Here is a 23,874-nt window from a genome sequence, read left to right on the forward strand (position 1 = left end):
AGTATGAAAAATCATATATTCAAAGTGGAAGCAAAACGGGGGAGTTATTCCGCAGGATTTTACATAGGTATATTGGTTTTGACAGCAGCCGGAATAATCGGAGCGGGAGACCTGAAAGACGCAATGGGGGAGATTGATTATATAGGAAGTTATGTATGGTGTACAGAAAGCTGGTATCAGGGAATGCATTCGGAAATATTTATTTTTCTATTGCCTGTGGCGTGTACATTACCGGCAAGCGCATCGTATTTAGAAGATCTGCAAAATGGAATATCGATGTATATTATGCCAAGGACATCCAGAAAACGATACGGTTTTAGCAAAGTAGTAAATTGTGGGTTATACGGAGGTCTGGCAGCAGCGTGTTCGCTTCTGCTATTACTGGTAGTAAATGTAATACGATATCCGTTAAATAACATGCAATTTATGCAGTGGAAAAACATGGGAATGTCATATCATATGGCTTTGTTGGAAAATATATTGATTTTGTGTCTGAATGGTATGCTGTATGCATTGACTGGCGGGCTGGTTGGAGCGATAACGAAAAATCGGTATATGGCATATGCGGCACCCTTTATCTTTTATTATGTTGTTTCTACATTGGCAGAAGCATATCTGAAGAATCGGTGGATGTTAAGTCCCAAGGAATGGATGATACCACAACAGACCGGGGCTGTGGAGACGATTATATTTTTAATTGTGCTGATTATGGTAACGGGGACAGGATATTATTTCAAAATTAAAAGAGGGTGGGAAAATGGGTAAACTACATCGTACATTATTAATCGTAAGATTGAATTTTCTCGACTGGAAAAGAAATCCGAAAATCATTGCAGGATTTGTCCTGGCATTCACATTTTGCGTTATGTTATCTGGTAGGGCGTTGATATTTGCACGGACATATGGAACGACAATGCAGATTTTTGAACCGTTTATATGGGCATTCGGAAAAGCGGATTCGATTCTGCTGTCATCACTTTTATTACTCTTTTTCTTTGGTGATATGCCATTCATAAATCAGGCGACACCTTATTATCTGATCCGCATGGCCAGGCGGGAATGGATTGGTGCACAGATCATATATGTTGGAATTGTAACAATAATCTATTTACTATTTTTACTTGGCATATTTTGTCTTTTGTGTGCACCGTTATCATTCCCGGGGAATATGTGGAGTGAGACAGGAGCAATGTTGGGATATTCGGGAGTGGGAAGCGACATTGCATTACCTGCATCGGTAAAGACAATGGAAATGTCAGACCCATATACCTGTGTGATTAAGATCTTCTTATTAATGCTTTTATATGAGACCTTGACTGTGACATGGATGATGATATGGAATCTTGGAAAGAACCGGTTAGGGGGAATATTGAGCGTATTTTTATTAAACCTGTATGGCCTTTTGCTGACTCCGCAGATAATAGGAAAACTTTTACATATACCAGAGACCGTACAATACAAAAACAATGTTTTATGCGGCTGGTTGTCGCCTCTGAATCATGTCACTTATTATATGCATAATTTCGGATATGATTATCTTCCGCGAATATGGCAAAGCTGTCTGATTTTATTCGTTCTTAGTGGAGTGAATCTGTGTGTGATTCATTGGCTGGCAGGGAGATATGAGTTTCAATTTTCATAAGTGTGGGAGGGAAAAGTATGAATAAAAGAATAATCATTACAATGTGTATTACATCGTTTATCCTTACCAATCTGGCAGCATGTGTAAAAACACCAGAAGAAAAAATAGTTACAGACAAGAAAAAAGGATCTATTAGCGAAAATATAATTCCGGCTTCAAAGGATCCAAAGAAGCTGGAGATTCCAAAACATTGGACAGATACAATCGAAAAAAGTGATGGATTTATTACGATTCATGCTGACTACGAGATGAATATTCCTGAAATATATAATACACCGGTATATGCATATGAAATGAAAAAGCTGAGTAATCAGGAACTTGGCAGCTTGTGTAACTATTTTTCGGAAGGAAATAAAATCTATAGATATCCGAAAATGAGTAAGGATGAACTGAAGAAAGAACAGGAAAAGATACAAAATTTTGAGGGTAGATGGGCAAAGTTGGAAGCTGTAGCGTCTACCACATATTGGCAAAATAGTTACAAACAGCTGGATAAGATAATTGCTCAGGCACCGGATAAAAAAGAAACATTGCAATATGTAGCGCCAAAATGGGAGACTCCATATCAAACAGAAAGAGATAAATGGGATGGACAAAGTGATTTCTATTACGATACAAAAGATAAAATAGGATTATCTGTAAGGATAGATAAGGGGAGAAACATAGATCCGGTTATCCGGGCAGTTAATTATGATACGAAGGCTGGATCTGTGACAAGATTTTTATATCAAGAAGGAACTTATATAGATGAAAAGACGATAGAAAGGCTTGAGACCGGTTCGGAAGAAGATCCTCCGGAATATAAAAGCTGGGTTGAAAAATTAAAGAATAAAATTTCGGATGCGCCTGATATAACAGAAGATGAGGCACGGAAAAAAGCAGAACAGGTGCTGAAAGATCTGGCGGTTACAGGAATGAAAATACAGGAATGTGTCAGGGCAACCGGAAGTACAGAAACGGAAAGCTGGGGAATGTTGGACGGAGAATGCGAGACAGAAGTGGGATATTCTCTATATTTTTTCAGGACAGAAGGAAATCTGACAGGATATGAAACAACATATAGTGATGTTTATGGAGACAGTTCAAAAATACCAGAGACTGTCTATGTACCAAAATTCGGTACAGAAAGCATACAGATGATAATAACAAAAAACGGAGTTAAAAAATTCCGGTGGAATAATATATCTGTGAAAAAAGAAAAAATCGCTGATAATACAAAGCTGTTGCCATTCGAAAAGATAAAAGAAAAATTAGCACAACACATTTTATATATGCAAATTTCAGATGACGGCAAACGGACGAAAAAAGAAGGACTGAAATTCACATATGAAATCCGGGATGTAAAACTCAGACTGGGAAATATCAGTGCATATGAAGATCCAAACAGCGTATGGCTGGTGCCGATGTGGGTGTTTGAAGTGGATAGGTCATGGCAAGATAAAGAACAGGTGAACAAGGAAAGCCTGCCTTATGAGGTAACTTTAAATGCAATTGATGGTGGACATATCGACACAGAATAAAGTATTACCTGGGAAAAGAGGTGGATAAAAATGAAGAAAATAAAGATTCGTGTGGGAAATCTTCATAAAACATTCCGTGAGGAAGAAGTGCTAAAAGGAATCACCTGTGATTTCGAAGCAGGGAAGACACATGCCATAGTAGGTAATAACGGATCAGGAAAAAGCGTCCTGTTCAAATGTATCTGTGGATTTATAAAACCAACCGAAGGAACAATTACCATAGACGACAAAGTAATCGGAAAAGATGTAGATTTCCCGGAATCCATGGGAATGATCATAGAAAGACCAGGATTTCTGCCAAATATGTCTGGTTTCCGCAACCTGAAATTGCTGGCGGAGATTCAAGGAAAAATAACTGATACAGAGATCAGGAACACAATTTCAAGAGTAGGCCTGGATCCAGATTCAAAAAAAGCAGTAGCCAAATATTCCTTAGGTATGAAACAACGCCTTGGAATCGCACAGGCAATCATGGAAAATCCAGACCTTCTGATACTCGATGAGCCATTCAATGGACTGGATAAAAAAGGAGTAGAAGAAATCCGGAGCCTGATTATGGATCTGAAAAAAGAAGGAAAGACAATCCTGCTGACCAGTCATAATAGTGAGGATATATGTGTGTTGGCGGATGTAGTATGGGAGATGGATGGTGGGTGTTTAATACACTAGTTCATCGTGGCCTCTCGATCCATGAGAAAGCGCTGGTATCCTGTCTCTGCTGCATCATGACATCTAGCAGCAGATAGGATACCAGCGCTTTCTCATGTCGTGACTGGGAATCCAACCCAAATTAATGTACTAAACAGCCAATTTTTTCAAGATACCTCACATGCTCTATCGCCCCCTGATGATTCCCCTGAAGCGCAAGCACCTCATCAAGTCCATCACGGGCCTTCTCATAATCCCCAAGTCCGATCGCACTAAGCGCCATCAGATACTTACAATCAATCGTATTACGAAGCTTAATATCACTAGGGAATACCTCAAGCTCTGGAAGCGATACCGCAAAGTAATCATAAGACACTTCATCAAAGATATGCTTCTCACCAAACGCTTTCAGCTGATGATAACACTTAGCAGCCTTTTCTGTTCTTCCAAGAGCAGCATTCGCAAGACCCTGATAGAAGATCGTATCAGACGGCTGGTCATTATAGTAAAGAGCAGCCGATGGCTCATCCAGTCCTACAGAAGCTTTCTCCCACCATCTGGCAGCTTCTTCGGTCGCATTCAGGGCCGCATAGCAGCATCCGATATAATATTCCGCAATATTATCCAGAACATTCGGAAGTTTTCCTTCGCCTAAGTTATCCGGATAGGTAAATGTATCTGTAAGAAGCTTAATTGCTTCCTCATAATTCTTCTCTTTCATAAGCCCAAGAGCCTTGTGAGTCAGCGCATAGCGGTACTGGCCACTGACTTTTCCTTCTCCACCTTCCCATGGATGGAACGTATGTCCCTTCAAAGCATCCAGAGCCTTGTCGTACTGATCGGTCTCGTTCAGAAGCGTGATATATTCAAGATACAGCACGTCTCTGTCTTCGACTAACTCCGGATATTTCTCAAGCAGAGCCAGACGGTCTTCCAGTGCAACATTATTCTTAGCAGCCAGCTGGTCGTATTCGAGAAGAAATCTTGGATAAGAAGAATCCAGTTCAAATGCTTGCTTCATATAATCCAGAGCTTTGGCAGGTTCTTTGCATTTATTATAATAAGCAATTGCAAGATTACGATAAGCCATAGCATACTTCGGATTTTCGGAAATGCTTTCTTTCCACTCATTTACAGCTTTGTCATACTGCTTCTTATCATACAGCAGGCATCCAAGATAATAATGTGCATATGGTACTTTTTTAAGTGCAGATATAGCAACATTTAAGATAAGAATCTCTTCTATCTTGTTCGGGAAGCAGTAATCCGGATTGGTATGTTCTGCTTTCTGGTAAGCATCCAGTGCAGCTTCATTTTTACCATCTTTTTCATAAGCATAACCCATATAGTACCAGGTCATAGGCGACTTGTCCGGTGTTGCATCCAAGATACGTACCACATCTTCATAAAGTCCGGCTTTGATATAGTCCAAAGCAACTTCCAGATAGTTATGTGCAGAGGTACGCATTGTGCTGATCCATCCGCTCAGATCATCTTCTGAAACGGATTTTTCATACAGGCAGTCAAGTGACAACGGATCGATTGCAAGACTTTCAGTGAGAAAATCTTTGTTGCAACGTCCAAGCTTTCGAAGGATAGAAGCTTTTAATGCACGTACCTTCATGTTATGCCAGTTGCGGATCATGGACTGCTCTGCAAATGTAAGCGCCTGTTCATATTCGTGTTTTTTGCATGCAAGCAGTGCAAGCCAGTAGAATCCGGCGCTCTGCGTCTCTTGGCTCCATGTAGATTTATAGAATGCATCATAGGCAGCAGATTCATTTCCCAAGAAATATTCTGCAAGACCTAAGTTAAAGTAGCATTCCCCGTTATATGGATTTGGATTCTTCCAGGTCTGTTTTTCAATGGCCGCTTCAAAATGTTTCTTTGCAGCAGCGAAATCACCGCGCTTCATAAGCAGCATACCGTATCCGTTATTCAGACGGATGTCACTTGGATCACGGCGGAGTCCTTCTTCGTAGTAATCAGCAGGTTCATATGTTGCATGACGGTACTGCTCCAGATGCTGTGCACCTAAGAATAATTCTTCTGTAGATTTCAATTCAGCCGGTGTGCCGAGAGGAACAGCAGGATCCGGGATTGGCTCCAGTTTTTCTTCCAGTCCGGTATAAGTAACAAGTGTATGTCCATCTGTAGCAGTCACTTTTACTGTGCAGCCTGCGGTGGAACTGGTATCAGTCGTAAAAGTATCTTCAAATGCCTGCAGAGGAGAAATGTCAATGGTCTTGCTGTAAAGTACATTACCCTCTTTTTCTACAGATAAGGTGAGTCCGTTATAAGAACCGGAAGTATACAAAAGCAGTGTAGCTGTAGAATCTTCAATTGTAAAGTTCACCATGGCATCCTTCGTAGCATTCTTCACACGTCCAACATTTTTATATGGCATAAAATACTGGGTAAATGTCTTTTCTTCGTAAGGCTTTAACCATGTGAAATCCGGCTGATTGTCTGCGAATACTCCAGTCATCAGTTCGATATATGGTCCATCCTCATCAGTAAGGTTGCGGTCCCATGTACGGCCAAAGTCCGCGTTGCCCCATGTCCACTGCTTCTTGCCAGGAGAGATGTGATGGTCGGCAACGTGCAGCAGTCCGGCTTTTCTTCCTTCATCGTAGTTACCTATAAAATCAAAGTCAGAATGCGCAGCCATGTAAGAAGTCGGCACCTTGATATTCTTATACATGGAAATGTCAACGCCTGCAGAGTAGTCGTATTTGTAATATTCTCCGGTTGCGATCGGGAATGTAGATACGGCACGTTTTCCATGGTCCATAACTGCATATACATCCGGCGGGAATACAGAGTAAGTATTGTCATTGACCGGAACAGCCGGATTTGCCCACCAGAGGAAGGTCTGAGGAATATCGGTGTTGTTAAAAAGCTGTCCCTTGATCTCGATATAAGCCTTGTCAGGATAGAGAGTGAATGCCCCCATACCCTTTGTACCGTACATCTTGTCAATCTCACTGACATATACGGTAGCAGAGCCGTCCTCTCGTTCCTTATAGTAATAATCCACCGGACTGTAAGTACTTGGCCTGTGATGCTGTGGCCAGTTGAATTCGATACCGCCTGAGATCCAAGGACCGGTTAAGCCAACGAGTGCCGGTTTGATCACATGGTTATAGTAGACAAAGTCATAACCGTTTGTCTTATCATAAGCTCTCTGGATACGTCCGCCGAGTTCCGGAAGAACCATAACCTTCAGATAATCATTCTCCAAATAGATAGCGTGGTAGCTTACATCTTCTTTTTTATCAGAGATTTTTTCGGTTACCGGAAGCGGGTAGACCTTGCCGGAACTTCCCTGATAGGCACGGTTCTCGATAAAGAGAGGCCCCTTTTCCGGTGGATAGACTTTATAGGTCGGGATGGTTACATTTTCTTCCCATACGTGTACGTTATTACTCATAATAGATTCTCCTTTGAAAATAATAAATATGTGATGATGATTTTCCCATCTCAAAGCTGCGAATATTTATAGCAATGCTTTTGTGTATGCTTTTACGATAGCATGAAAATAGTATTGGCAGAATATCATATTTCATAAAAAGATGGACAATATTCCACAAAATTGCTATGCTGAATATAATGAAAAAGAACCATGAAAAGAGTAATAAGAAATTCATAAAAGGCAAGGGGACAAACGAAGATGGAAAGAGAAAAGGATGAAGCATACATACAGGAAAGCCAGAAAAGAGACGGATTCAAAGATGAACAATATTTCATAATTCCAACAGAATCATTCAAAGAATACCTGAAACATCCGCTGGTAAAAGCGATGTACCTGACAGATATCGGATTCTTCCCGAAGGCGTATCATCATTACCGGGAACGGGAGGAAGGAACAGAAGAATATATCCTCTTATATTGTACAGAAGGGGAAGGCTATATCCATATCGGAAATAAAAAGTATCATCTTCACCCTCAGGAAGTGTTCTGTATACCAAGAAACCAGAAGCATAAATATTATGCCAGTGAGAAGAATCCGTGGAGTATCTTCTGGGTACACTTCAAGGGCGAAAATACAGGCTATTATCCATTGGAAGAATACCAGATCATTCAGATGAATTCCATACATGCGGAGAATAGGATCATAACATTATTTGGTGTGTTGTTCCGTGTATTGGAGCGCAACTATACACTTGGAAACTTTATCTACATTTCCCAGGTGTTGTCACTGATCCTGTCCGAGATATATTTTCGCGAAAAAGCAGATGAGGCAAGCCGGCAGAACCGGCATATTACAACAATCGTACGTTATATGTACCGTCATCTGGATCGGAATCTGAAATTAGAGGATCTGGAAGAGGAACTGGAACTTTCGAAAAGCTATATCAATGCATCATTTAAGAAATATACCGGCAGGGCGCCGATTGATTTTTTTATCAACCTGAAGATGCAGGAGGCGTGTAAGCTTTTAAAGTCTACAGATCTGTATATTGTGGAGATTAGTCAAAAACTGGGATATGATGATCCCTATTATTTTTCCAGAATATTCAAGAAAGTAATGGGAGTATCACCAAAAGAATATCGGAACGGTGACTATATCCAGAAGCAGTAATATAGTCCATTAATTCGTCAGATTGTTTATGTTATGGAATGTGAAAAAGGGGTAAGATGAGGATGACAAAAAGAATACACCAGAAAGATTAATAGCAGAAAAATCATAAAAATATTCAGGAGGGATACAACATGAAATACGAAATTCCAAAAAAGATGATCGGTATGAAACTTACGGGAGGAGCAAAAGTACAGAAGGTAGAGCAGCCGGTGCCGGTACCCGGACCGGGACAGGTACTTCTGAAGATGAAGGCAGCCAGTCTTTGCGGAAGTGATCTGAAATATATTTATTATGAACATACAGATAAGACAGGTGGAGCAAGATATGACGATGTGATTGCAGGTCATGAGCCGAGCGGACAGGTTGTACAGGTTGGAGAAGACGTGTTGGACTTTAAAGAAGGAGACCGTGTGGTTGTATATCACATTCAGGGATGCGGATACTGTGACGAGTGTAAGAAAGGCTTCTTCATTAACTGCCAGAATCCGGAGAGACGTGCTTACGGATGGCAGAGAGACGGTGCACTTGCGGAATATATGGTAGCAGATGTATCTACCTGTATTCATCTGCCGGATTTCCTGACATATGAAGACGGAGCCATGATCGCATGTGGATTCGGAACTGCTTACCAGGGATTATTAAGGGCTAATGTATCCGGAAGAGACCGCGTACTGGTTATGGGGCTGGGACCTGTCGGACAGGCGGCACTGATCCTTGCGAAAGCCATGGGTGCAGAGACGATCGGTGTAGATATCTCAGAAGAACGTCTGGAGATGGCAAAGAAGATCGGGGCAGATCAGGTACTCTTAGGTGATGATGACGTTGTACAGAAAGTAATGGAGTATACAGACGGAAAAGGTGTAGAAGTAGCAGTGGACTGTTCCGGAAGCAGCATCGGCCGTCACAGATGTCTGGAAGCTGCAAGAATGTGGGGCAATGTGGTATTCCTTGGCGAGCAGGGAACCGTAACATTCGAGCCAAGTCCGCTTCTGTTACATAAGAACCTGACATTACATGGATCATGGGTAACATCCGTAGGTAATATGGAGCGTCTGGTCGAATTTCTGGACCGCAAGAAGATCCATCCAAGCCAGATCATTACACACAGATATCCGCTTAGCCGGACGGAAGAAGCATACCGCGTATTTGCAACCGGAAAAACAGGTAAAGTATGTGTTAATATGGAGATAGAAGATTAATGAAGAATCTAGATAAATTATTATCCTGGCTTCAGACTTCGGAATATGACGGAGTGATCTTAGGAAGACGGGATAATTTCAAATGGATCACAGAAGAAAATGCAAATGCTGTAGTGACGAACACAGAAGTCGGAGTGGCACATCTGCTCATCGAAAAAGACGGATCGGTTACAGTAGCAGCAGACAGCAGTGACTGTCCACGTATGGAAACGGAGCAGAATGCGCTGAGAGCAAAAGGAATGCTGATCCCATGGTATGAATCTTTTGAAGCACATCTGAAAGATTATATAGGAGACCGGACATTTGCATCCGATACTGGAATTGCGGGTACGGATAATGTACAGTCAGAGCTTATCGATGTCCGTATGCAGTTAAGTGAAAAAGAACTGAAGCGTTACCGGAAGATCGGGCAGGAATGCGCCGGAATCGTAGAAGGTGTAGCCATGAATGCAAGACCTGGACAGACAGAGCAAGAAATTGCAGATAAGATCAGAACAGGATGCATCGCAAGGGGAATCAGTCCGGACTGTGTATTGGTGGGAAGTGATGAAAGACGGTATGAGTTATCAAGCGTATTTTCGGAAAGCACAGGAATTATATGCAAAAGAAGGATGTTCGAAGGAATGGAAGATGCACCATCAGGGCGGACCGACCGGATATGGCTGTAGGGAATTTACAGTAACACCAGAGACGAAAGGTGTAATTAAGAAGAATCAGGCATATGCATGGAATCCAACAATTGCAGGGACAAAGTGCGAGGACACTACATTCCTTGCGGATAATGGTGTCGAGATATTTACCAGAACGAAAGCATGGCCATGCACTGTGATAGAGACAGAATATGGAAGTTGTTCGGTGGCGGATATCTTATATATAAAGAATGAATAAAAATACAAACAGGTGATACAGAAAAGAAAGAGGTTATGCTCACAGAAACTGTGTCATCTGTTTTTTGTAGTAGATAATTATAATTTTAAAACTGTATATACAAATGGTACAAAAATGCGCAAAGTAAATGAAAAAAATTGTGAAAAATATTTGTATTCTTTTTTGTAACATGATATAATATAGATGTTACGAAAACACTTAAATAAAATACTTAATAAAGTAGAGGGCAGAAATTATGAAAAGAAGCACGAACAGCGTAGAAGTGAAAAGACAGAATAGAAACCGTGTATTCAGATATGTGAACGGACAGGCAGAGACGAGTATGCCGGAGATTTCTGCTGCATTAGATATCAGTGGACCGACGGTTCTTACAATTGTGAATGAACTGAAAGAAGAAGGTGTGCTAAAGGAAGCCGGGGAGTTAAAATCAACGGGAGGAAGAAAGGCAAAAGCAATTGCTGCGGTAAAAGATATAAAATACGCAGTCGGAATTGATCTGACGGCAAACCATATAAGTATTACGTATACAGACTTGTCAGAAAAGGCATTAAAACATGTAAGGATCAGAAAGAGTTTTGAATATACGAATGAATATCTGGATGCACTTGCTGTATTTACCAGACGATTTATAGAAGAAAATGCAATACCGGAAGATAAGATATTGGGAATCGGAATATCGATGCCTTGTATTATAGATAAGAAAGAACAGCTTATTACATATTCCAACGCACTGGATATTTATAATGTATCCTGCAGTGAATGGAAAGAACATTTTAAATACCCGGCAGTTCTTCTTAATGATGCGAATTGTGCAGCGATTGCAGAAAGTGCTGAGCATGTGAATTGTGGTAATATGGTATATCTTATGCTGAGTAATACTGTTGGTGGTGCGGTGCTGTTTGAAAACAGCAATGTAATCATGACGGCAGGAAATGAACTTGAGGCTGTTGATATGTATCGGGGAGATAACTGGCGGAGTGCGGAATTTGGGCATATGGTAATCCATCCGGGCGGAAGAACCTGCTATTGTGGAAAAAAAGGATGTTTGGATGCGTATTGTTCGGCACTCCGGCTTGCAGATCTTACAGAAGGAAAATTGGAGATATTTTTTGAAAAGCTTGAAGAGGGAAATGCAGAGTATGAAAAGATATGGGATGAATATCTGGATAATTTAGCAATAGCAGTGGATAATCTCAGGATGTGCTTTGATTGTGAAGTGGTCCTGGGTGGATATGTAGGTAATCTGATTGGACCATATGTACCAAGATTACGTCAGATGGTGGCGGAAAAGAACTTGTTTGGTCATGATGGAAATTATGTAAGAGCTTGTGATTACAGGGCGGAGGCATCTGCACTTGGAGCTGCGATTAAATTAATAGAAAACTATATACAGACAATATAGACAAATGTTAAATAAATAATATTATTAAAACTATACAAAATACACATACAAAATTTAGTTAATATTGCATATTGCACAAATAAAAGAACAAGTATTATAATAATACCAACAAAGATATGCAAAGCGATTTTGTAAAAGTGATTTACAAAAGAGTTATGCGGAATCAAAACCAACAGACACGGCTAACAACCGGGAGGAGGGCAACATGGGAATTATTGAGAACATGAGACTTGACGGGAAAGCAATTTACGTAACAGGGGCTGCGAGCGGAATCGGAAAATGTGCAGCCATGGCATTTGCAGAAGCAGGGGCAGATGTAGCAATCGTAGATATTAATCTTGAAGGGGCTCAGAAAGTAGCAGATGAGATTGCAGAAAAGACAGGTTCTAAGACAATCGCAATTGAATGTGATGTTACAAAGCAGGATCAGGTTGAAGCAATGGTAGCTAAAGTGGTTGATACATATGGAAAACTTGATGCATGTTATAACAATGCCGGAATCGCAGTAAATGCACCAGCTGAGGAGATGACACTTGCTCAGTGGCAGAAAGTAATTGATATCAATCTGACAGGCGTTTTCCTTTGTGCAACAGCAGCAGGAAGAGTAATGTTAAAACAGGGTTATGGTTCCATCATTAATACAGCTTCTATGTCAGGACATATTGTAAATGTTCCGCAGCCACAGTGTGGATACAATGCGTCAAAAGCAGGAGTAAGTCTTCTGACAAAATCACTTGCTGTAGAATGGGCAAAGAAAGGTGTCAGAGTCAACTGCATAAGCCCGGGATACATTGGAACAGATCTGATCATGTCAAGAGATGATCTGAAACCACTGATTGGGCAGTGGAATGCAATGGCTCCTATGGGACGCCTTGGAAAACCGGAAGAATTACAGTCAATTCTGGTATATCTTGCAGGAGACACAAGTACATTTACAACCGGATCAGATATCATCGTAGATGGAGCATTTACATGCTTCTAAATTGACCGGTTATATCGTTCTAAGATAGCTAATAGCAACGGCTATACGAATAAAATTATTAATTTCAAGGAGGACAATCTATGAAAAAGAAAATCGTAAGTATCTTACTGTGCGTAACGATGGTAGCAGCTATGGCAGTTGGATGCGGAAGCAAAGACGGAGGATCAGACAGCAAGTCAGAAAGCGGAGATTCCAAAGACAAAAAGTACAAAGTCGGAATTACAATTCAGTCATTAAGCAATGCGTACTGGGCAGGAGTTATGGGAAAACTCGAAGAACAGTTAAAGGACAAAGGCTGGGATTACACATTGATCGACTGTGAAGACAACTCTGCTACACAGGTTAGCCAGATCGAGAACTTCATTACATCGGGATGTGACCTGATCATGGTTCACCCTTCTGATGCAAAAGCGGTAGAGAACATCTGTAAAGAAGCTCTTGATGCTGATATTAAAGTAATGTGCTGGGATGACCCGATGGAAAACACAACGGCTAACTGGGTACTGGACAATACAGAGCTTGGTAAAGAGATTGGTAAAACAGCAGCTGAATTTATCAACGATAAATTTACAGCAGATGATAAAGCACAGGTTACAGTTATCGGATATCCTTCAACAAAGGTTCTGAAAGAAAGAGCTGATGGTATCAAAGAAGGTCTGAAAGAAAATTGCAAAGACAATTATGAAGTGATCGCAGAAGTTGATGGTCTGGAAGCACCGGAAGCACAGAGCAACGTAGAGTCTGTACTTTCTGCACATCCAGATGCTAATGTATTCGTTGGAGTCGGAGCTGGTGCTATGATCGGTTCGAATGAAGCTCTTCTTCAGAAATACGGAAAAGGAAAAATTCCAGAGAACGTAGGTGTTATTACAACAGACGTTACAGAGCAGCAGCTGAATTCCCTGAAAGCTGGAAATGAAGCAGTAAGATCTATCGTTGGATTTGAAGGATCTAACGAAGATACAGCAAAAGCTTGTATGAAAATGTATGAAAGAATCTTAAGCGGTGAGAAATTTGAGGGTGATGATCACAACGTTTACAGAACAATCAAACCTATCACAACAGATAACATTGATGAGATCTTAAAAGGAATGTAAAACAGTCATAAAACTGAAACAGATTAAAAAGGAGGCGGCATTACGCCGCCTCTGTTAATTAGTAGAATCACGGGGGATGAACATGAGCGAAGAATATGTATTACAGTTACAGCATATAAGAAAAGAATACCCGGGTGTTGTAGCGTTGAAGGACGTTACGTTGGAATTAAAGCCAGGCGAGATTCTGGCTCTGATTGGAGAAAATGGAGCTGGAAAATCTACATTGATTAAGTGTTGCTCTGGAGCGGTTATTCCAACTTCTGGAAAGATTATAGTAAATGGCAAAGAGTTTTCTAGCATGACACCACAGTTGGCATCGGAAAATGGTATTGCAATTATTTATCAGGAATTTAACAATGTGAAGGAACTGTCAGCAGCAGAAAACTTATTCCTGGGAAGACCTATCCGTAAAGGAATAGTCATTGATAAAAAAGCAATGGAAGAAGAGGCGGCAAAAGCATTTGAAGCTCTTCATATTAAGATTGACCCGAAGGCACTGATGAAGAACCTGACGGTTGGATATCAGCAGATGGTTGAAATAGCAAAAGCAGTTCAGCAGAATGCAAAAATACTGATTATGGATGAACCTTCTGCGCCTTTGACAAGTGCAGAAGTTGAGAGTATGTTTGAAGTAGTAGAAAGACTTCGTAAAGAAGGGGTTTCTATTATTTACATATCTCATAGATTGGAAGAAATATATCGTCTGTCAGACCGTATTCTGGTTATGCGTGACGGAGAATATGTAAAGACATTGATCACAAAGGACAGTGAAGTCCAGGAATTGATTAAATTGATGGTAGGACGTGAACTTACACAAAGTTATCCACCTAGAAAAGATTGTGTTAAGAAAGACGAAGTTGTTCTTGAATTACAAAATGTAACAGGTAACGGAGATACGGATATCAGCTTAAAGATTCATAAAGGCGAGATTCTTGGACTTGGTGGACTGGTCGGAGCCGGAAGAACAGAACTTGCCGAGATGATATTCGGGGCAGTCAGAAAAAAATCAGGAAAAATGATTTTTAATGGTAAGGAGATAGATCCGAAGAGCCCGAGAGAAGCGATTAATCTTGGAATTGCTCTGGTGCCGGAAGACAGAAAACGTCATGGTGCTATGTTGGGTATTTCTATTAAGAATAATATTAATATGCCAATCTATGAGCGCAATTCCAAACTCAGCGTTATAAACAATAAGCAAGAACAGGAAATTGCAGAAAAATATAAAGAAAATATGGCAATTAAGACTCCTTCCCTGAATCAGCTGGTTAAAAATTTAAGTGGTGGTAATCAGCAGAAGGTTATCCTTGGAAGGTGGATGGCAGCAGATTCGGAATTGATTATCTTTGATGAACCAACACGAGGAATTGATGTTGGAGCAAAATATGAGATTTATAAATTGATGAACGATCTTGTTGAGAATCAGGGAAAGACAATTTTAATGATTTCTTCAGAGATGGAAGAGTTGATGGGTATGTCTGACAGAATTGTGGTTCTTTCAGAAGGAAACATGACAGGAGAACTTTCAAAAGATGAGTTCACCCAGGAAGTAATTATGACATATGCATCCGCAGCAAGAGATAAATAGGCATAGGAAGGGGTTAGACAAATGAAAGAAAACAAAGTATCAAGAGTTTTAAAAGACCAGGCTATCTGGTTAGTATTTATCGTTCTTGTAATTGCATTTACAATTGCAAATCCAAGATTCATTACAATGAGTAACTTATTAATTATGCTGCGTCAGGTCGCTGTATGGGGAATTGCTTCTGTAGGTATGATGTTTGTTATCTTGCTGGGTGACATCGACCTTGGTACAGGATCTGTTATTACATTCGTTAATATTTTATGTGCAAAACTGATGGTTGAGTTCGGTGTTAATATGTATCTTGCAGTACTGATTTCGTTACTGGCATCTACACTGATTGGTCTTTTGAATGGTTTCATGGTAGCGACAATCGGTATCCCGGCACTGATCGCAACATTTGCGACACAAACAGCATTTTCCGGTATTGCATTGATTATGTGTAATGGACAGCCAATCAATGGATTCCCTGAAAAATTCTCTGTATTTGGTGCAGGATGGGTTGGACCGGTACCTATTCCGGTAATTATTATGATTATCTGCTTTATCATTGGAGCATTTATTCTGAATAAGACATATTTTGGACGTTATTTCTATGCAGTAGGTGGTAACATTGAAGCTGCAAGACTTTCTGGTATCCGTACAGGAAGAGTTAAATATCTGGTATTTGCATTATCAGGATTTTTTGCAGGACTTGCCGGTATTGTACTTTTGTCACGAACAAATTCCGGTATGGGTAATGCAGGACTTGGCTACGAATTCAAAGTTATTACCTGCGTTGTCCTTGGAGGTGTGTCTGTAGCAGGTGGTTCCGGTAGAATGTCTGGTGTTGTAGCTGGTACATTTATTATTGGGGCATTGAATAATGGTATGGTGCTTATGAATATCAATACCTGGATTCAGGATATCGTACTTGGTATTGTACTTGTCCTTGCTGTTGGTTTTGACTGTATCCAGAAGAAGAGACAGGCTAACTAATAATAAAGCTGAAAAGATATTAAAATCCCGGTAAAAGTTTATTTTACCGGGATTTTTTGCTAAAATATTTTTGCTAAAATATTTTCGTTAAATACTTTAGTAGACAAGGGGAAGAGTTTTGAGGAAAAGTCAGTTAATATATCAATATATCAGGGAACAGGGAGCAGTATCAAAGCAGGATATTGTGATCGGATTAGGGCTGAGTCTTCCGACGATCACGCAGAATTTAAATAATCTGGCGGAGTTGGGATTGATTGATACGTCAAAAAAAATATCAAATACAGGTGGGAGAAATGCGACCGCTTATTCCTACATAGAAAAAGCCAGATATGCAGTCGGCTTGTATTTAAACAGGCATCATATTAATTGTGTGGCAGTAGATTTATCCGGTAATGTTATCAGTCTGATCAGGGTCAGGGAGAATTTTGATTTGAATGACGATAATTATCTGAGAAAGATTGGAGAGACGGTAGAAGAAGTCAAAAAGGATACTGGCCTTCCGGATGACAGATTTCTCGGAGTCGGGATTGCAGTTCAGGGATTGATCAGTGATGATGGTGAAAGGGTTACTTACGGGCTTACGCTTAATTTCACAGGAGTGACCAGAGCAGATATTGCGAAATATATTCCATATCATAACCGGCTGTTCCATGATTCGGCAGCAGCAGGTTATGCGGAAGTATGGGACAGAAATGACCTGGATGATGCATTCTATCTTAGTCTTAGCAACAGTGTAGGTGGAGCTGTGATTGTTGCTAATAAAATATTTGAGGGAGAACGCAGGAAAAGCGGTGAAATCGGACACATGACGATTATTCCGAAAGCCGGAGACAGATGCTATTGTGGCCAAAGGGGTTGTTTTGACACAGTGTGCAGAGCAAATGTGCTTGCAGAATATGCGGATGGTGATCTGGAAAAATTCTTTGAATTATTAGAAACGAAGGATCTCGGAGCAAGGCGCCATTGGAACAGATATTTAGAATATTTGTCAATAGGTATTCACAACATACGTATGTTATATGATACGAAAATTGTAATCGGCGGTTATGTAGGGGCATATATAGAGAAGTATATGGAAGATCTGTGTGCCAGGGTAGATGCCAGAGATTCATTTAAGGAAAAATCAGAAAGGTATCTTGTTCCTTCTAAATATAAGAAAGAACCGACAGGAGTGGGAGCAGCAATCCATATGATTGATGAGTTTTTTGAGATAATTTAAGTTAAAATATTGATGAAATAATGGTATTGTGCTACAATGCCATTAAAAGAAGCAAGTTAAAAATTAAACTATGGAGGTACAATATGAAAGCGGCAGTATATTACGGAAAACATAATCTGGTAGTAGAAGATGTTCCGGTAAGGGAACTGAAAGACAATGAAGTGTTGATCCAGGTAAAGTATTGTGGAGTATGTGGAACGGATGTGCACATTTTTAATGGTGATGGAGGATCTTTTGAAGTTACACCGCCGTTGATTCCGGGGCATGAGTTTTCGGGAGTTGTAAAAAAAATCGGAGCTAATGTAAATAGAATTAAAGTGGGGGACCGTGTGAGCGGTGACCCGAATGATATGTGTGGGGAATGTTATTTCTGTAAAAATGCTATGCAGCATTTTTGTACAGATAATATTGGTGTAGGTACAACTGTAGATGGAGGATTTGCAGAATATGTTATTATGCATGAAAAACAGTTGTATACATTTTCGGATGATCTGAGTTTTATCGAGGCTGCAATGGCAGAACCAGTTTCCTGCTGCCTGCATGGAATAGATCTCTGTCATATTAAATCTGGTGATACGGTGCTTGTTATAGGCGGAGGACCGATTGGAATGATCATGTTGCAGCTTGCAAAGAATGAAGGTGCAACAAAGCTGATCCTGTCCGAACCGGTAGAAGAAAAACGTGAACTTGCATTAAAATTAGGCGCAACAAAAGTAATCGATCCAATAAACGAAGATGTTCAGGCGGTGTTGGATGAATATACACCGAATGTAAATGTTGTAATTGAGTGTGTGGGAAATATACATACACAGGAAGATGCAGTGAAATTTGCCGGTAAGGGTGCGACAGTAATGTTTTTTGGTCTTGCTTCGCCAGAGGATAGTTTCCCACTGAAGCCGGATGATGTGTTTAAGAAAGAATTGCATATTACATCATCATTTATCAATCCTTATACGTACGAGAGAGCAATACAGGTTCTGGAGTCAAAGACATTACGTTTGGAGGACTTGATCACAAATATTGTACCATTGGATGATATTGCAGATGTATTTACAAAGCCTGAATACAGAAGAGCCGGAAAGGTCATGATAAAGATTGCAGATTAAGCAGTTGCGAATGTAAAAAAACAAGGGGCGGAACTATTATATATTCCGTCCCTTATATTAGAAAACAAATGGTACTACTCGACAATACCAAAAGGAGAGCGGTTATGAATTATTATCTTGGTGTGGATGTAGGAACATCCAGCGTGAAATCATTATTGATGGACAGCGAGGGAAAGACAGTCGGAACTTCTCAGATTGGGTATGACATTATTAAAGAAAAGTTACAATATGCAGAACAGGATATGGAGAAGTTATGGGAGGCAACAAAAGAGACGATTACAGATCTTGTGAAGAGATATCCGGAGGAATCAGCTAAGATTCATGGGATCAGTTATTCCGGACAGATGCACGGACTGGTTATGATAGGTGCAGACGGCAAGCTGATTCGCAATGCAATTATCTGGGCAGACCAGAGATCAGAAAAAGAGATCCAGAAGATATACGATATCACAGGAAAGGATACATATCGTGGAACCGTGCTGAATTCACTTAGTACAGGATTCTTGATCTCCTCACTGATGTGGGTGAAAGAACATGAGCCGGAGAATTTTGAAAAGATCCGTTATGTAGTTTTCCCGAAAGATTATATCCGTTATAAGATGTGCGGAGAGATCGGAACGGACATGTCGGATGCGTCAAGTGGTGCAATATTCGATACAAAGAAGCGTGACTGGGCATGGGGGCTGATAGAGAAACTTCAGATGCCAAAAGAAATCTTCCCGGAATGTCATGAAGCATACGAAGCAGCGGGAACAGTTAATAAAGAATGTGCAGAACAGACCGGATTAAAAGAAGGAATCAAGATCGCTTATGGCGGTGGCGATACTCTGATGCAGGGCGTGGGTAACGGAATTATCCGGCCGGGCGTACTTGCAGCGAACATCGGAACGTCCTGTCAGATCTCGGGAGGATTTAACGAACCATTATATGATGAAAAATTCCGGACCAATACATTCTGTCATGTGAAAGAAGACTTATGGATGCTGATGGGAGCACACTTAAGCGGCGGTGTTGCGCTGAAGTGGCTGATGAACAACATTCTGGAGATGGGATCTTATGATGAGATGACCTCACTTGCGGCGTCTGTACCAGCAGGAAGCGAGGGACTGGTATTCCTTCCGTATCTGAGTGGCGAGAGAACGCCATATAATGATCCGAATGCAAAAGGCATTTACTTTGGAATGACACTGAAACATGAAAGAGCGCATATGATCCGGAGCACGATGGAAGGAATTGTATTCGGACTTCGGACATCGATAGAAATATTTAAAGACCTCGGAATTGAATATCACAAAATTATAGCATCCGGTGGAGGAGCAAGAGGAAAGCTTTTTCTGGAGATGCAGGCAGATATCTTCGATTGCGAGATCTATACAAATCAGGGAAATGAACAGGCATGCATCGGAGCTGCGATAACAGCAGCAATTGCGGCCGGAGAATTCGGAAACTATGAGGAAGCCTGCGATAAACTGGTACATATGAAAGATACAATTGTAACACCAAACCATGAGAATCAGAAATACTATGAAGAACAGTTCGCGATATTCCGTGAGTTATATGGACATAACGCAGATCTGTTCAGGTTATAGTGAGACTATTAAGAAAGGACAGATGACAGATGAAGATATTTCAGAAAGGATTCAATTACTCCCAGGACGGAGATGGAAACAGACTGGTATATCATATGCAAGGCTGTAATCTGAAGTGTCCATGGTGTGCGAACCCGGAGGGGATGCAGTGTAAAGGAACGATCGTATCAGATCCGGAGTGGATTTTGGAAAGCATCTGTCCGCATGGAGCGATCAGTGGAACAAAAGTAGACAGGACCATCTGTGTAGGATGTAAAAATCATGAGTGCATCACAGAACATGATACAAAGGGGATGTATCTGTCTTACCAGAATTATACGGTTGACGAGATCGTAGAAGAAGTCTTGAATAACGAAATGATGTATTACGATGGCGGCGGAGTTACATTTACCGGAGGGGAAGTAACAATGCAGTTTGAAGAACTTCTTGAGTCATTGAAAAAACTGAAAGAACATAGAATCAATACAGCAATTGAGACAAATGGAACGCATGTAAGGACAGAAGAATTGTTCCCATATGTTGATCAGCTGATTATGGACTGTAAGTTATGTGATCCGGTAAAACATCAGAAATACACAGGCGGTGCGAATGAAGAGATTATGAAAAATATCAGGAAAGCAGCAAAAGAGCATCCGTATTTTCATGTAAGAGTTCCGTTGATCGGTGGCGTGAACAATGCAACGGAAGATCTGGAAGCATTTGTCCGCTTTTTTAAAGAAATCAATGGAGACAATGTAACATTTGAAGTGCTTTCTTATCACGAATTCGGTAAGAAAAAATGGGAAGAGTGTGGATGGAAATACCGCATGACCAAAGATGCGTACGTAGATCAGGAACTGGTAAAACAGTTCCGTCAGATGATCAAAGATGCGGGACTTAAATATAAGAAAACCTAAAGGCAAAAGAAAGGTTTTCGGTAAAAACTTCAAAAAGGAGGAGAAGCAGGATATGAAGATCGAAAGTATTTTAAACGCACAGGAAATTACAGAACTGGCAAAAGAAAGATTCAAAGAAGAAAGGGCAACCGATCACCTGGAAGGATGGTTTCTTGCAAAAGAGATCATGAGAGAGTGCGATGAGAAGTTCAAAGAAGATGTTGATAGTATCCGTATCTCAAAGACACTGGTAGAAATTGCAAAGAGAATTCCACTGTGGCTCAGTGATTATCATATTTTTGCGGGAACACAGGACGATGCATTTGCAAGATCTTATGCACTGATCAATCCTGCATTTTCGGTAGATTCATTTACAGGATACTGCGATCCGGTTGCTGTATTTGGTGATATTGATCCAATTGGGGATATTACACGGGAAAGAATTGATGATCTGAAAAAATACAATGAAAATACAAAATTTGCACAGGCACTCTGTGCAGCTTATGATATTGCAGGCGACAAGACAAGCGAGGCAATCTTCTTTATCGAGCAGGTTACCGGACATCTGATCCCGGATATGCGAGGTGCATTAAAAGTCGGTGTGAAAGGATTAAAAGAGCAGATCAAAGTAAATAAAGCAAAAGAAACGGATGAAGATAAGAAGGTATATTTTGATGCTATGGATATTGCACTGGATGCAGCAGTGATCATTGCAAACAGATATGCGGATATGGCAGAAGAAAAAGCGAAAGGACTGGAAGCGAAAGATAAAGAGCGCTTTAAACTGATGGCTGCAACGCTTAGAAAAGTACCGGAGAACGGAGCAGAGAATCTGTATGAGGCAATTCAGTTATTTATCATTATGTGGCAGGTAATGTGCCTGGAGCAGACACCGAACCCATATGCTTTCTCTGTTGGAAATGCAGATCGTATCTTCGAACCTTACAGAAGCAAAGAAGATACAGGCAGAGACATGACAGCTGCATTATTAAAGCACCTGCTTGTATTCTATAACGTAGCAGACAGAAGCTGGGCAATTTCACAGAACCTGATCATTGGCGGAAAGTCCAATACAGGAGAGGATATGACAAACCCAACTTCGTATGCGCTGTTAGATGCATATTATGACATGAACCTTCCACAGCCGATCCTGTCTGTGAAATTACATAAGAATACACCGGATAAATTATATGAAAGCCTTGGAAGATTTTTATTCACACCTGGATGCCTGACACCGTCTTTCTTTAACGATGATTCCGTATTTGAGTTCTTAAAAGAGAAGAATCATGTAGAACCACAGGATCTGGAAGACTACTCGGTAGCAGGATGTCAGGAGCCTCTAATCATGGGTAAAGATAATGGTAATACAACCAACAGCTGGCTTAATATGGCAAAAGTTCTGGAACTGTGCATAAATGATGGAAAATCAGAAATCTCAGGAAAGAAGTTTGGCAAGAGTTATGAAGAAAACGGATGTAAGAACGCACTGGAACTGCTTCAGAATATCCGCCCGATCTTCTATGAGAACCTGGAAGAATACGTAGACCAGATGGTAGAATGTGCCAATGCAGCCTCTGAAGCAATCTCTATCTTACAGGTACCATTTCTCTCAACTCTGATGGATGGAATAAAGACCGGCGTAGACACCAGAGATACAAAAACACAGGGAACAAAATATAACGGAAGCGGCTGTCTGATCCATGGACTGTCTGTAGTAGCAGATTCATTTGCGGCAATTGATACGCTGCTTGCAGAAAGACCGGAAGATGCAGAACGTATGGTAGAGGCACTTCGTGATAACTTTGAACATGATCCGGAGATGCGTCAGTATCTGATGAAAGCAAAGAAATATGGCAATAACATCGCATCTGTAGATAAGGATGCAGCGGAAATTGCAGGAAAAGTAAGTGACATGGTATGCTCTAAGAAGAATTATCTTGGCAATGCATTCCGTGCAGACTGGGCTTCACCGTCTACTCACCTCTTGTATGGCTACTGGGTAGGTGCAACACCGGACGGAAGACTTGCAAGAGAAGAGCTTGGATATGGTATCGACCCATTATACGGCGAAGCGCATCAGGGACTCGGATTCAGAATCATGTCTAACATGAAACTTCCATTTGATAAGATGAATGGCGGATGTGCATCTCACCTTGGAATTAATCCAAATTACTTCAAGAGTGAAACTATGGAAGGCAAAGGAATGGAATTCAAAGACAAGATCATGGCCCCGCTCTTCTTTAATCCTAAGAAGACAGACGGAATCTCTCCATTCTACCTGTATGTTAATGTAACCACACCGGAGATGCTAAGAAAAGTATTGGCGAATCCGAAGAAATATGCACCAAGCGGAGTATATATTATGAGAATTCATGGAACGTTTGTGAATTTCCTGGATCTGTCACCGGATATTCAGGAAGATATTATCAAACGTCTGGATATGGAGTCTACATCGATGTGATGTGGGAGTGCAATAGTAAATTGTGAAAATAGATAAAAAGAGAACTCTGTTTTTGGTGAAAAAAGAGAAAACAGAGTTCTTTGTTAAATGCGCTTGAATTTTTT

The 23,874-nt window shown here is 40.7% G+C and carries 19 protein-coding genes; 18 read left to right on the forward strand and 1 reads right to left on the reverse strand.

The window, feature by feature from the left end; translation table 11 throughout:
* The first annotated feature begins 3 nt into the window (after positions 1-3).
* The 4 genes from GT508_RS07640 to GT508_RS07655 are packed head-to-tail and all read left to right on the forward strand — an operon-like array spanning position 4 to position 3,831.
* On the forward strand, positions 4-765 hold the full coding sequence (locus tag GT508_RS07640; RefSeq protein ID WP_161143934.1) for a hypothetical protein: 762 nt from the start codon (positions 4-6) through the stop codon (positions 763-765).
* Positions 758-1,642: a hypothetical protein gene (locus tag GT508_RS07645; protein ID WP_161143935.1), complete on the forward strand. Its 885-nt coding sequence runs from the start codon at positions 758-760 to the stop codon at positions 1,640-1,642. The genes GT508_RS07640 and GT508_RS07645 overlap by 8 nt, the downstream gene beginning before the upstream one ends.
* 17 nt (positions 1,643-1,659) lie before the next feature.
* On the forward strand, positions 1,660-3,162 hold the full coding sequence (locus tag GT508_RS07650; RefSeq protein ID WP_161143936.1) for a DUF6034 family protein: 1,503 nt from the start codon (positions 1,660-1,662) through the stop codon (positions 3,160-3,162).
* Positions 3,163-3,192: 30 nt separating this feature from the next.
* Positions 3,193-3,831 (forward strand): ATP-binding cassette domain-containing protein, encoded by a 639-nt coding sequence (locus GT508_RS07655; RefSeq protein WP_161143937.1) that lies wholly within the window; start codon positions 3,193-3,195, stop codon positions 3,829-3,831.
* A 121-nt stretch (positions 3,832-3,952) separates the two neighbouring features.
* Here the strand turns inward: GT508_RS07655 and GT508_RS07660 are convergent, their stop codons facing one another.
* The gene (locus GT508_RS07660; protein ID WP_161143938.1) at positions 3,953-7,243 is read right to left on the reverse strand and encodes a DUF5107 domain-containing protein; all 3,291 of its coding nucleotides are present in this window, start codon (positions 7,241-7,243) and stop codon (positions 3,953-3,955) included.
* A 240-nt stretch (positions 7,244-7,483) separates the two neighbouring features.
* On the opposite strand from GT508_RS07660, the gene GT508_RS07665 reads away from it, so the two are divergent.
* The 14 genes from GT508_RS07665 (at position 7,484) to GT508_RS07725 (ending at position 23,770) form a co-directional block, all read left to right on the forward strand.
* Entirely contained in the window at positions 7,484-8,395 is a 912-nt protein-coding gene (locus GT508_RS07665; RefSeq protein ID WP_161143939.1) for an AraC family transcriptional regulator, read from the forward strand.
* A gap of 131 nt (positions 8,396-8,526) precedes the next feature.
* Positions 8,527-9,594, forward strand: a complete 1,068-nt coding sequence (locus tag GT508_RS07670) for a zinc-dependent alcohol dehydrogenase family protein (protein WP_192934795.1) — start codon at positions 8,527-8,529, stop codon at positions 9,592-9,594.
* Positions 9,594-10,262, forward strand: coding sequence for a hypothetical protein (locus GT508_RS07675; protein ID WP_243144094.1), 669 nt, complete (start codon positions 9,594-9,596; stop codon positions 10,260-10,262). The genes GT508_RS07670 and GT508_RS07675 overlap by 1 nt, the downstream gene beginning before the upstream one ends.
* A complete protein-coding gene (locus tag GT508_RS14655) occupies positions 10,225-10,482 on the forward strand; it encodes a hypothetical protein (protein WP_243123412.1) in 258 nt (85 codons plus the stop codon). The genes GT508_RS07675 and GT508_RS14655 overlap by 38 nt, the downstream gene beginning before the upstream one ends.
* 235 nt (positions 10,483-10,717) lie before the next feature.
* A complete protein-coding gene (locus GT508_RS07680; protein ID WP_161143940.1) occupies positions 10,718-11,884 on the forward strand; it encodes an ROK family transcriptional regulator in 1,167 nt (388 codons plus the stop codon).
* Between the two features lie 205 nt (positions 11,885-12,089).
* A complete protein-coding gene (locus GT508_RS07685; RefSeq protein ID WP_028086391.1) occupies positions 12,090-12,866 on the forward strand; it encodes an SDR family oxidoreductase in 777 nt (258 codons plus the stop codon).
* An 80-nt stretch (positions 12,867-12,946) separates the two neighbouring features.
* Positions 12,947-13,963, forward strand: coding sequence for a sugar ABC transporter substrate-binding protein (locus GT508_RS07690; protein WP_161143941.1), 1,017 nt, complete (start codon positions 12,947-12,949; stop codon positions 13,961-13,963).
* A gap of 82 nt (positions 13,964-14,045) precedes the next feature.
* Positions 14,046-15,548: a sugar ABC transporter ATP-binding protein gene (locus GT508_RS07695; RefSeq protein ID WP_161143942.1), complete on the forward strand. Its 1,503-nt coding sequence runs from the start codon at positions 14,046-14,048 to the stop codon at positions 15,546-15,548.
* A 21-nt stretch (positions 15,549-15,569) separates the two neighbouring features.
* Positions 15,570-16,520, forward strand: a complete 951-nt coding sequence (locus GT508_RS07700) for an ABC transporter permease (RefSeq protein ID WP_028086394.1) — start codon at positions 15,570-15,572, stop codon at positions 16,518-16,520.
* Between the two features lie 118 nt (positions 16,521-16,638).
* The gene (locus GT508_RS07705) at positions 16,639-17,739 is read left to right on the forward strand and encodes an ROK family transcriptional regulator (protein ID WP_161143943.1); all 1,101 of its coding nucleotides are present in this window, start codon (positions 16,639-16,641) and stop codon (positions 17,737-17,739) included.
* 83 nt (positions 17,740-17,822) lie between these two features.
* On the forward strand, positions 17,823-18,845 hold the full coding sequence (locus GT508_RS07710) for a zinc-dependent alcohol dehydrogenase family protein (RefSeq protein ID WP_161143944.1): 1,023 nt from the start codon (positions 17,823-17,825) through the stop codon (positions 18,843-18,845).
* A gap of 104 nt (positions 18,846-18,949) precedes the next feature.
* Positions 18,950-20,434, forward strand: a complete 1,485-nt coding sequence (xylB, locus tag GT508_RS07715; protein ID WP_161143945.1) for a xylulokinase — start codon at positions 18,950-18,952, stop codon at positions 20,432-20,434.
* 29 nt (positions 20,435-20,463) lie between these two features.
* Positions 20,464-21,330, forward strand: a complete 867-nt coding sequence (locus GT508_RS07720; RefSeq protein WP_161143946.1) for a glycyl-radical enzyme activating protein — start codon at positions 20,464-20,466, stop codon at positions 21,328-21,330.
* Positions 21,331-21,382: 52 nt separating this feature from the next.
* Positions 21,383-23,770, forward strand: coding sequence for a pyruvate formate lyase family protein (locus GT508_RS07725; RefSeq protein ID WP_118225286.1), 2,388 nt, complete (start codon positions 21,383-21,385; stop codon positions 23,768-23,770).
* Positions 23,771-23,874: the final 104 nt, after the last annotated feature.

The sequence above is a fragment of the Dorea sp. BIOML-A1 genome (assembly GCF_009875615.1).
Classification (GTDB): domain Bacteria; phylum Bacillota; class Clostridia; order Lachnospirales; family Lachnospiraceae; genus Dorea_A; species Dorea_A amylophila.

Excerpts from the sequence above, each read along its gene's own strand:
- GT508_RS07640 (WP_161143934.1), top strand. The coding sequence starts at position 4 with ATGAAAAATCATATATTCAAAGTGGAAGCAAAACGGGGGAGTTATTCC.
- GT508_RS07645 (WP_161143935.1), top strand. The coding sequence starts at position 758 with ATGGGTAAACTACATCGTACATTATTAATCGTAAGATTGAATTTTCTC.
- GT508_RS07650 (WP_161143936.1), top strand. The coding sequence starts at position 1,660 with ATGAATAAAAGAATAATCATTACAATGTGTATTACATCGTTTATCCTT.
- GT508_RS07655 (WP_161143937.1), top strand. The coding sequence starts at position 3,193 with ATGAAGAAAATAAAGATTCGTGTGGGAAATCTTCATAAAACATTCCGT.
- GT508_RS07660 (WP_161143938.1), bottom strand. The coding sequence starts at position 7,243 with ATGAGTAATAACGTACACGTATGGGAAGAAAATGTAACCATCCCGACC.
- GT508_RS07665 (WP_161143939.1), top strand. The coding sequence starts at position 7,484 with ATGGAAAGAGAAAAGGATGAAGCATACATACAGGAAAGCCAGAAAAGA.
- GT508_RS07670 (WP_192934795.1), top strand. The coding sequence starts at position 8,527 with ATGAAATACGAAATTCCAAAAAAGATGATCGGTATGAAACTTACGGGA.
- GT508_RS07675 (WP_243144094.1), top strand. The coding sequence starts at position 9,594 with ATGAAGAATCTAGATAAATTATTATCCTGGCTTCAGACTTCGGAATAT.
- GT508_RS14655 (WP_243123412.1), top strand. The coding sequence starts at position 10,225 with ATGCACCATCAGGGCGGACCGACCGGATATGGCTGTAGGGAATTTACA.
- GT508_RS07680 (WP_161143940.1), top strand. The coding sequence starts at position 10,718 with ATGAAAAGAAGCACGAACAGCGTAGAAGTGAAAAGACAGAATAGAAAC.
- GT508_RS07685 (WP_028086391.1), top strand. The coding sequence starts at position 12,090 with ATGGGAATTATTGAGAACATGAGACTTGACGGGAAAGCAATTTACGTA.
- GT508_RS07690 (WP_161143941.1), top strand. The coding sequence starts at position 12,947 with ATGAAAAAGAAAATCGTAAGTATCTTACTGTGCGTAACGATGGTAGCA.
- GT508_RS07695 (WP_161143942.1), top strand. The coding sequence starts at position 14,046 with ATGAGCGAAGAATATGTATTACAGTTACAGCATATAAGAAAAGAATAC.
- GT508_RS07700 (WP_028086394.1), top strand. The coding sequence starts at position 15,570 with ATGAAAGAAAACAAAGTATCAAGAGTTTTAAAAGACCAGGCTATCTGG.
- GT508_RS07710 (WP_161143944.1), top strand. The coding sequence starts at position 17,823 with ATGAAAGCGGCAGTATATTACGGAAAACATAATCTGGTAGTAGAAGAT.
- xylB (WP_161143945.1), top strand. The coding sequence starts at position 18,950 with ATGAATTATTATCTTGGTGTGGATGTAGGAACATCCAGCGTGAAATCA.
- GT508_RS07720 (WP_161143946.1), top strand. The coding sequence starts at position 20,464 with ATGAAGATATTTCAGAAAGGATTCAATTACTCCCAGGACGGAGATGGA.
- GT508_RS07725 (WP_118225286.1), top strand. The coding sequence starts at position 21,383 with ATGAAGATCGAAAGTATTTTAAACGCACAGGAAATTACAGAACTGGCA.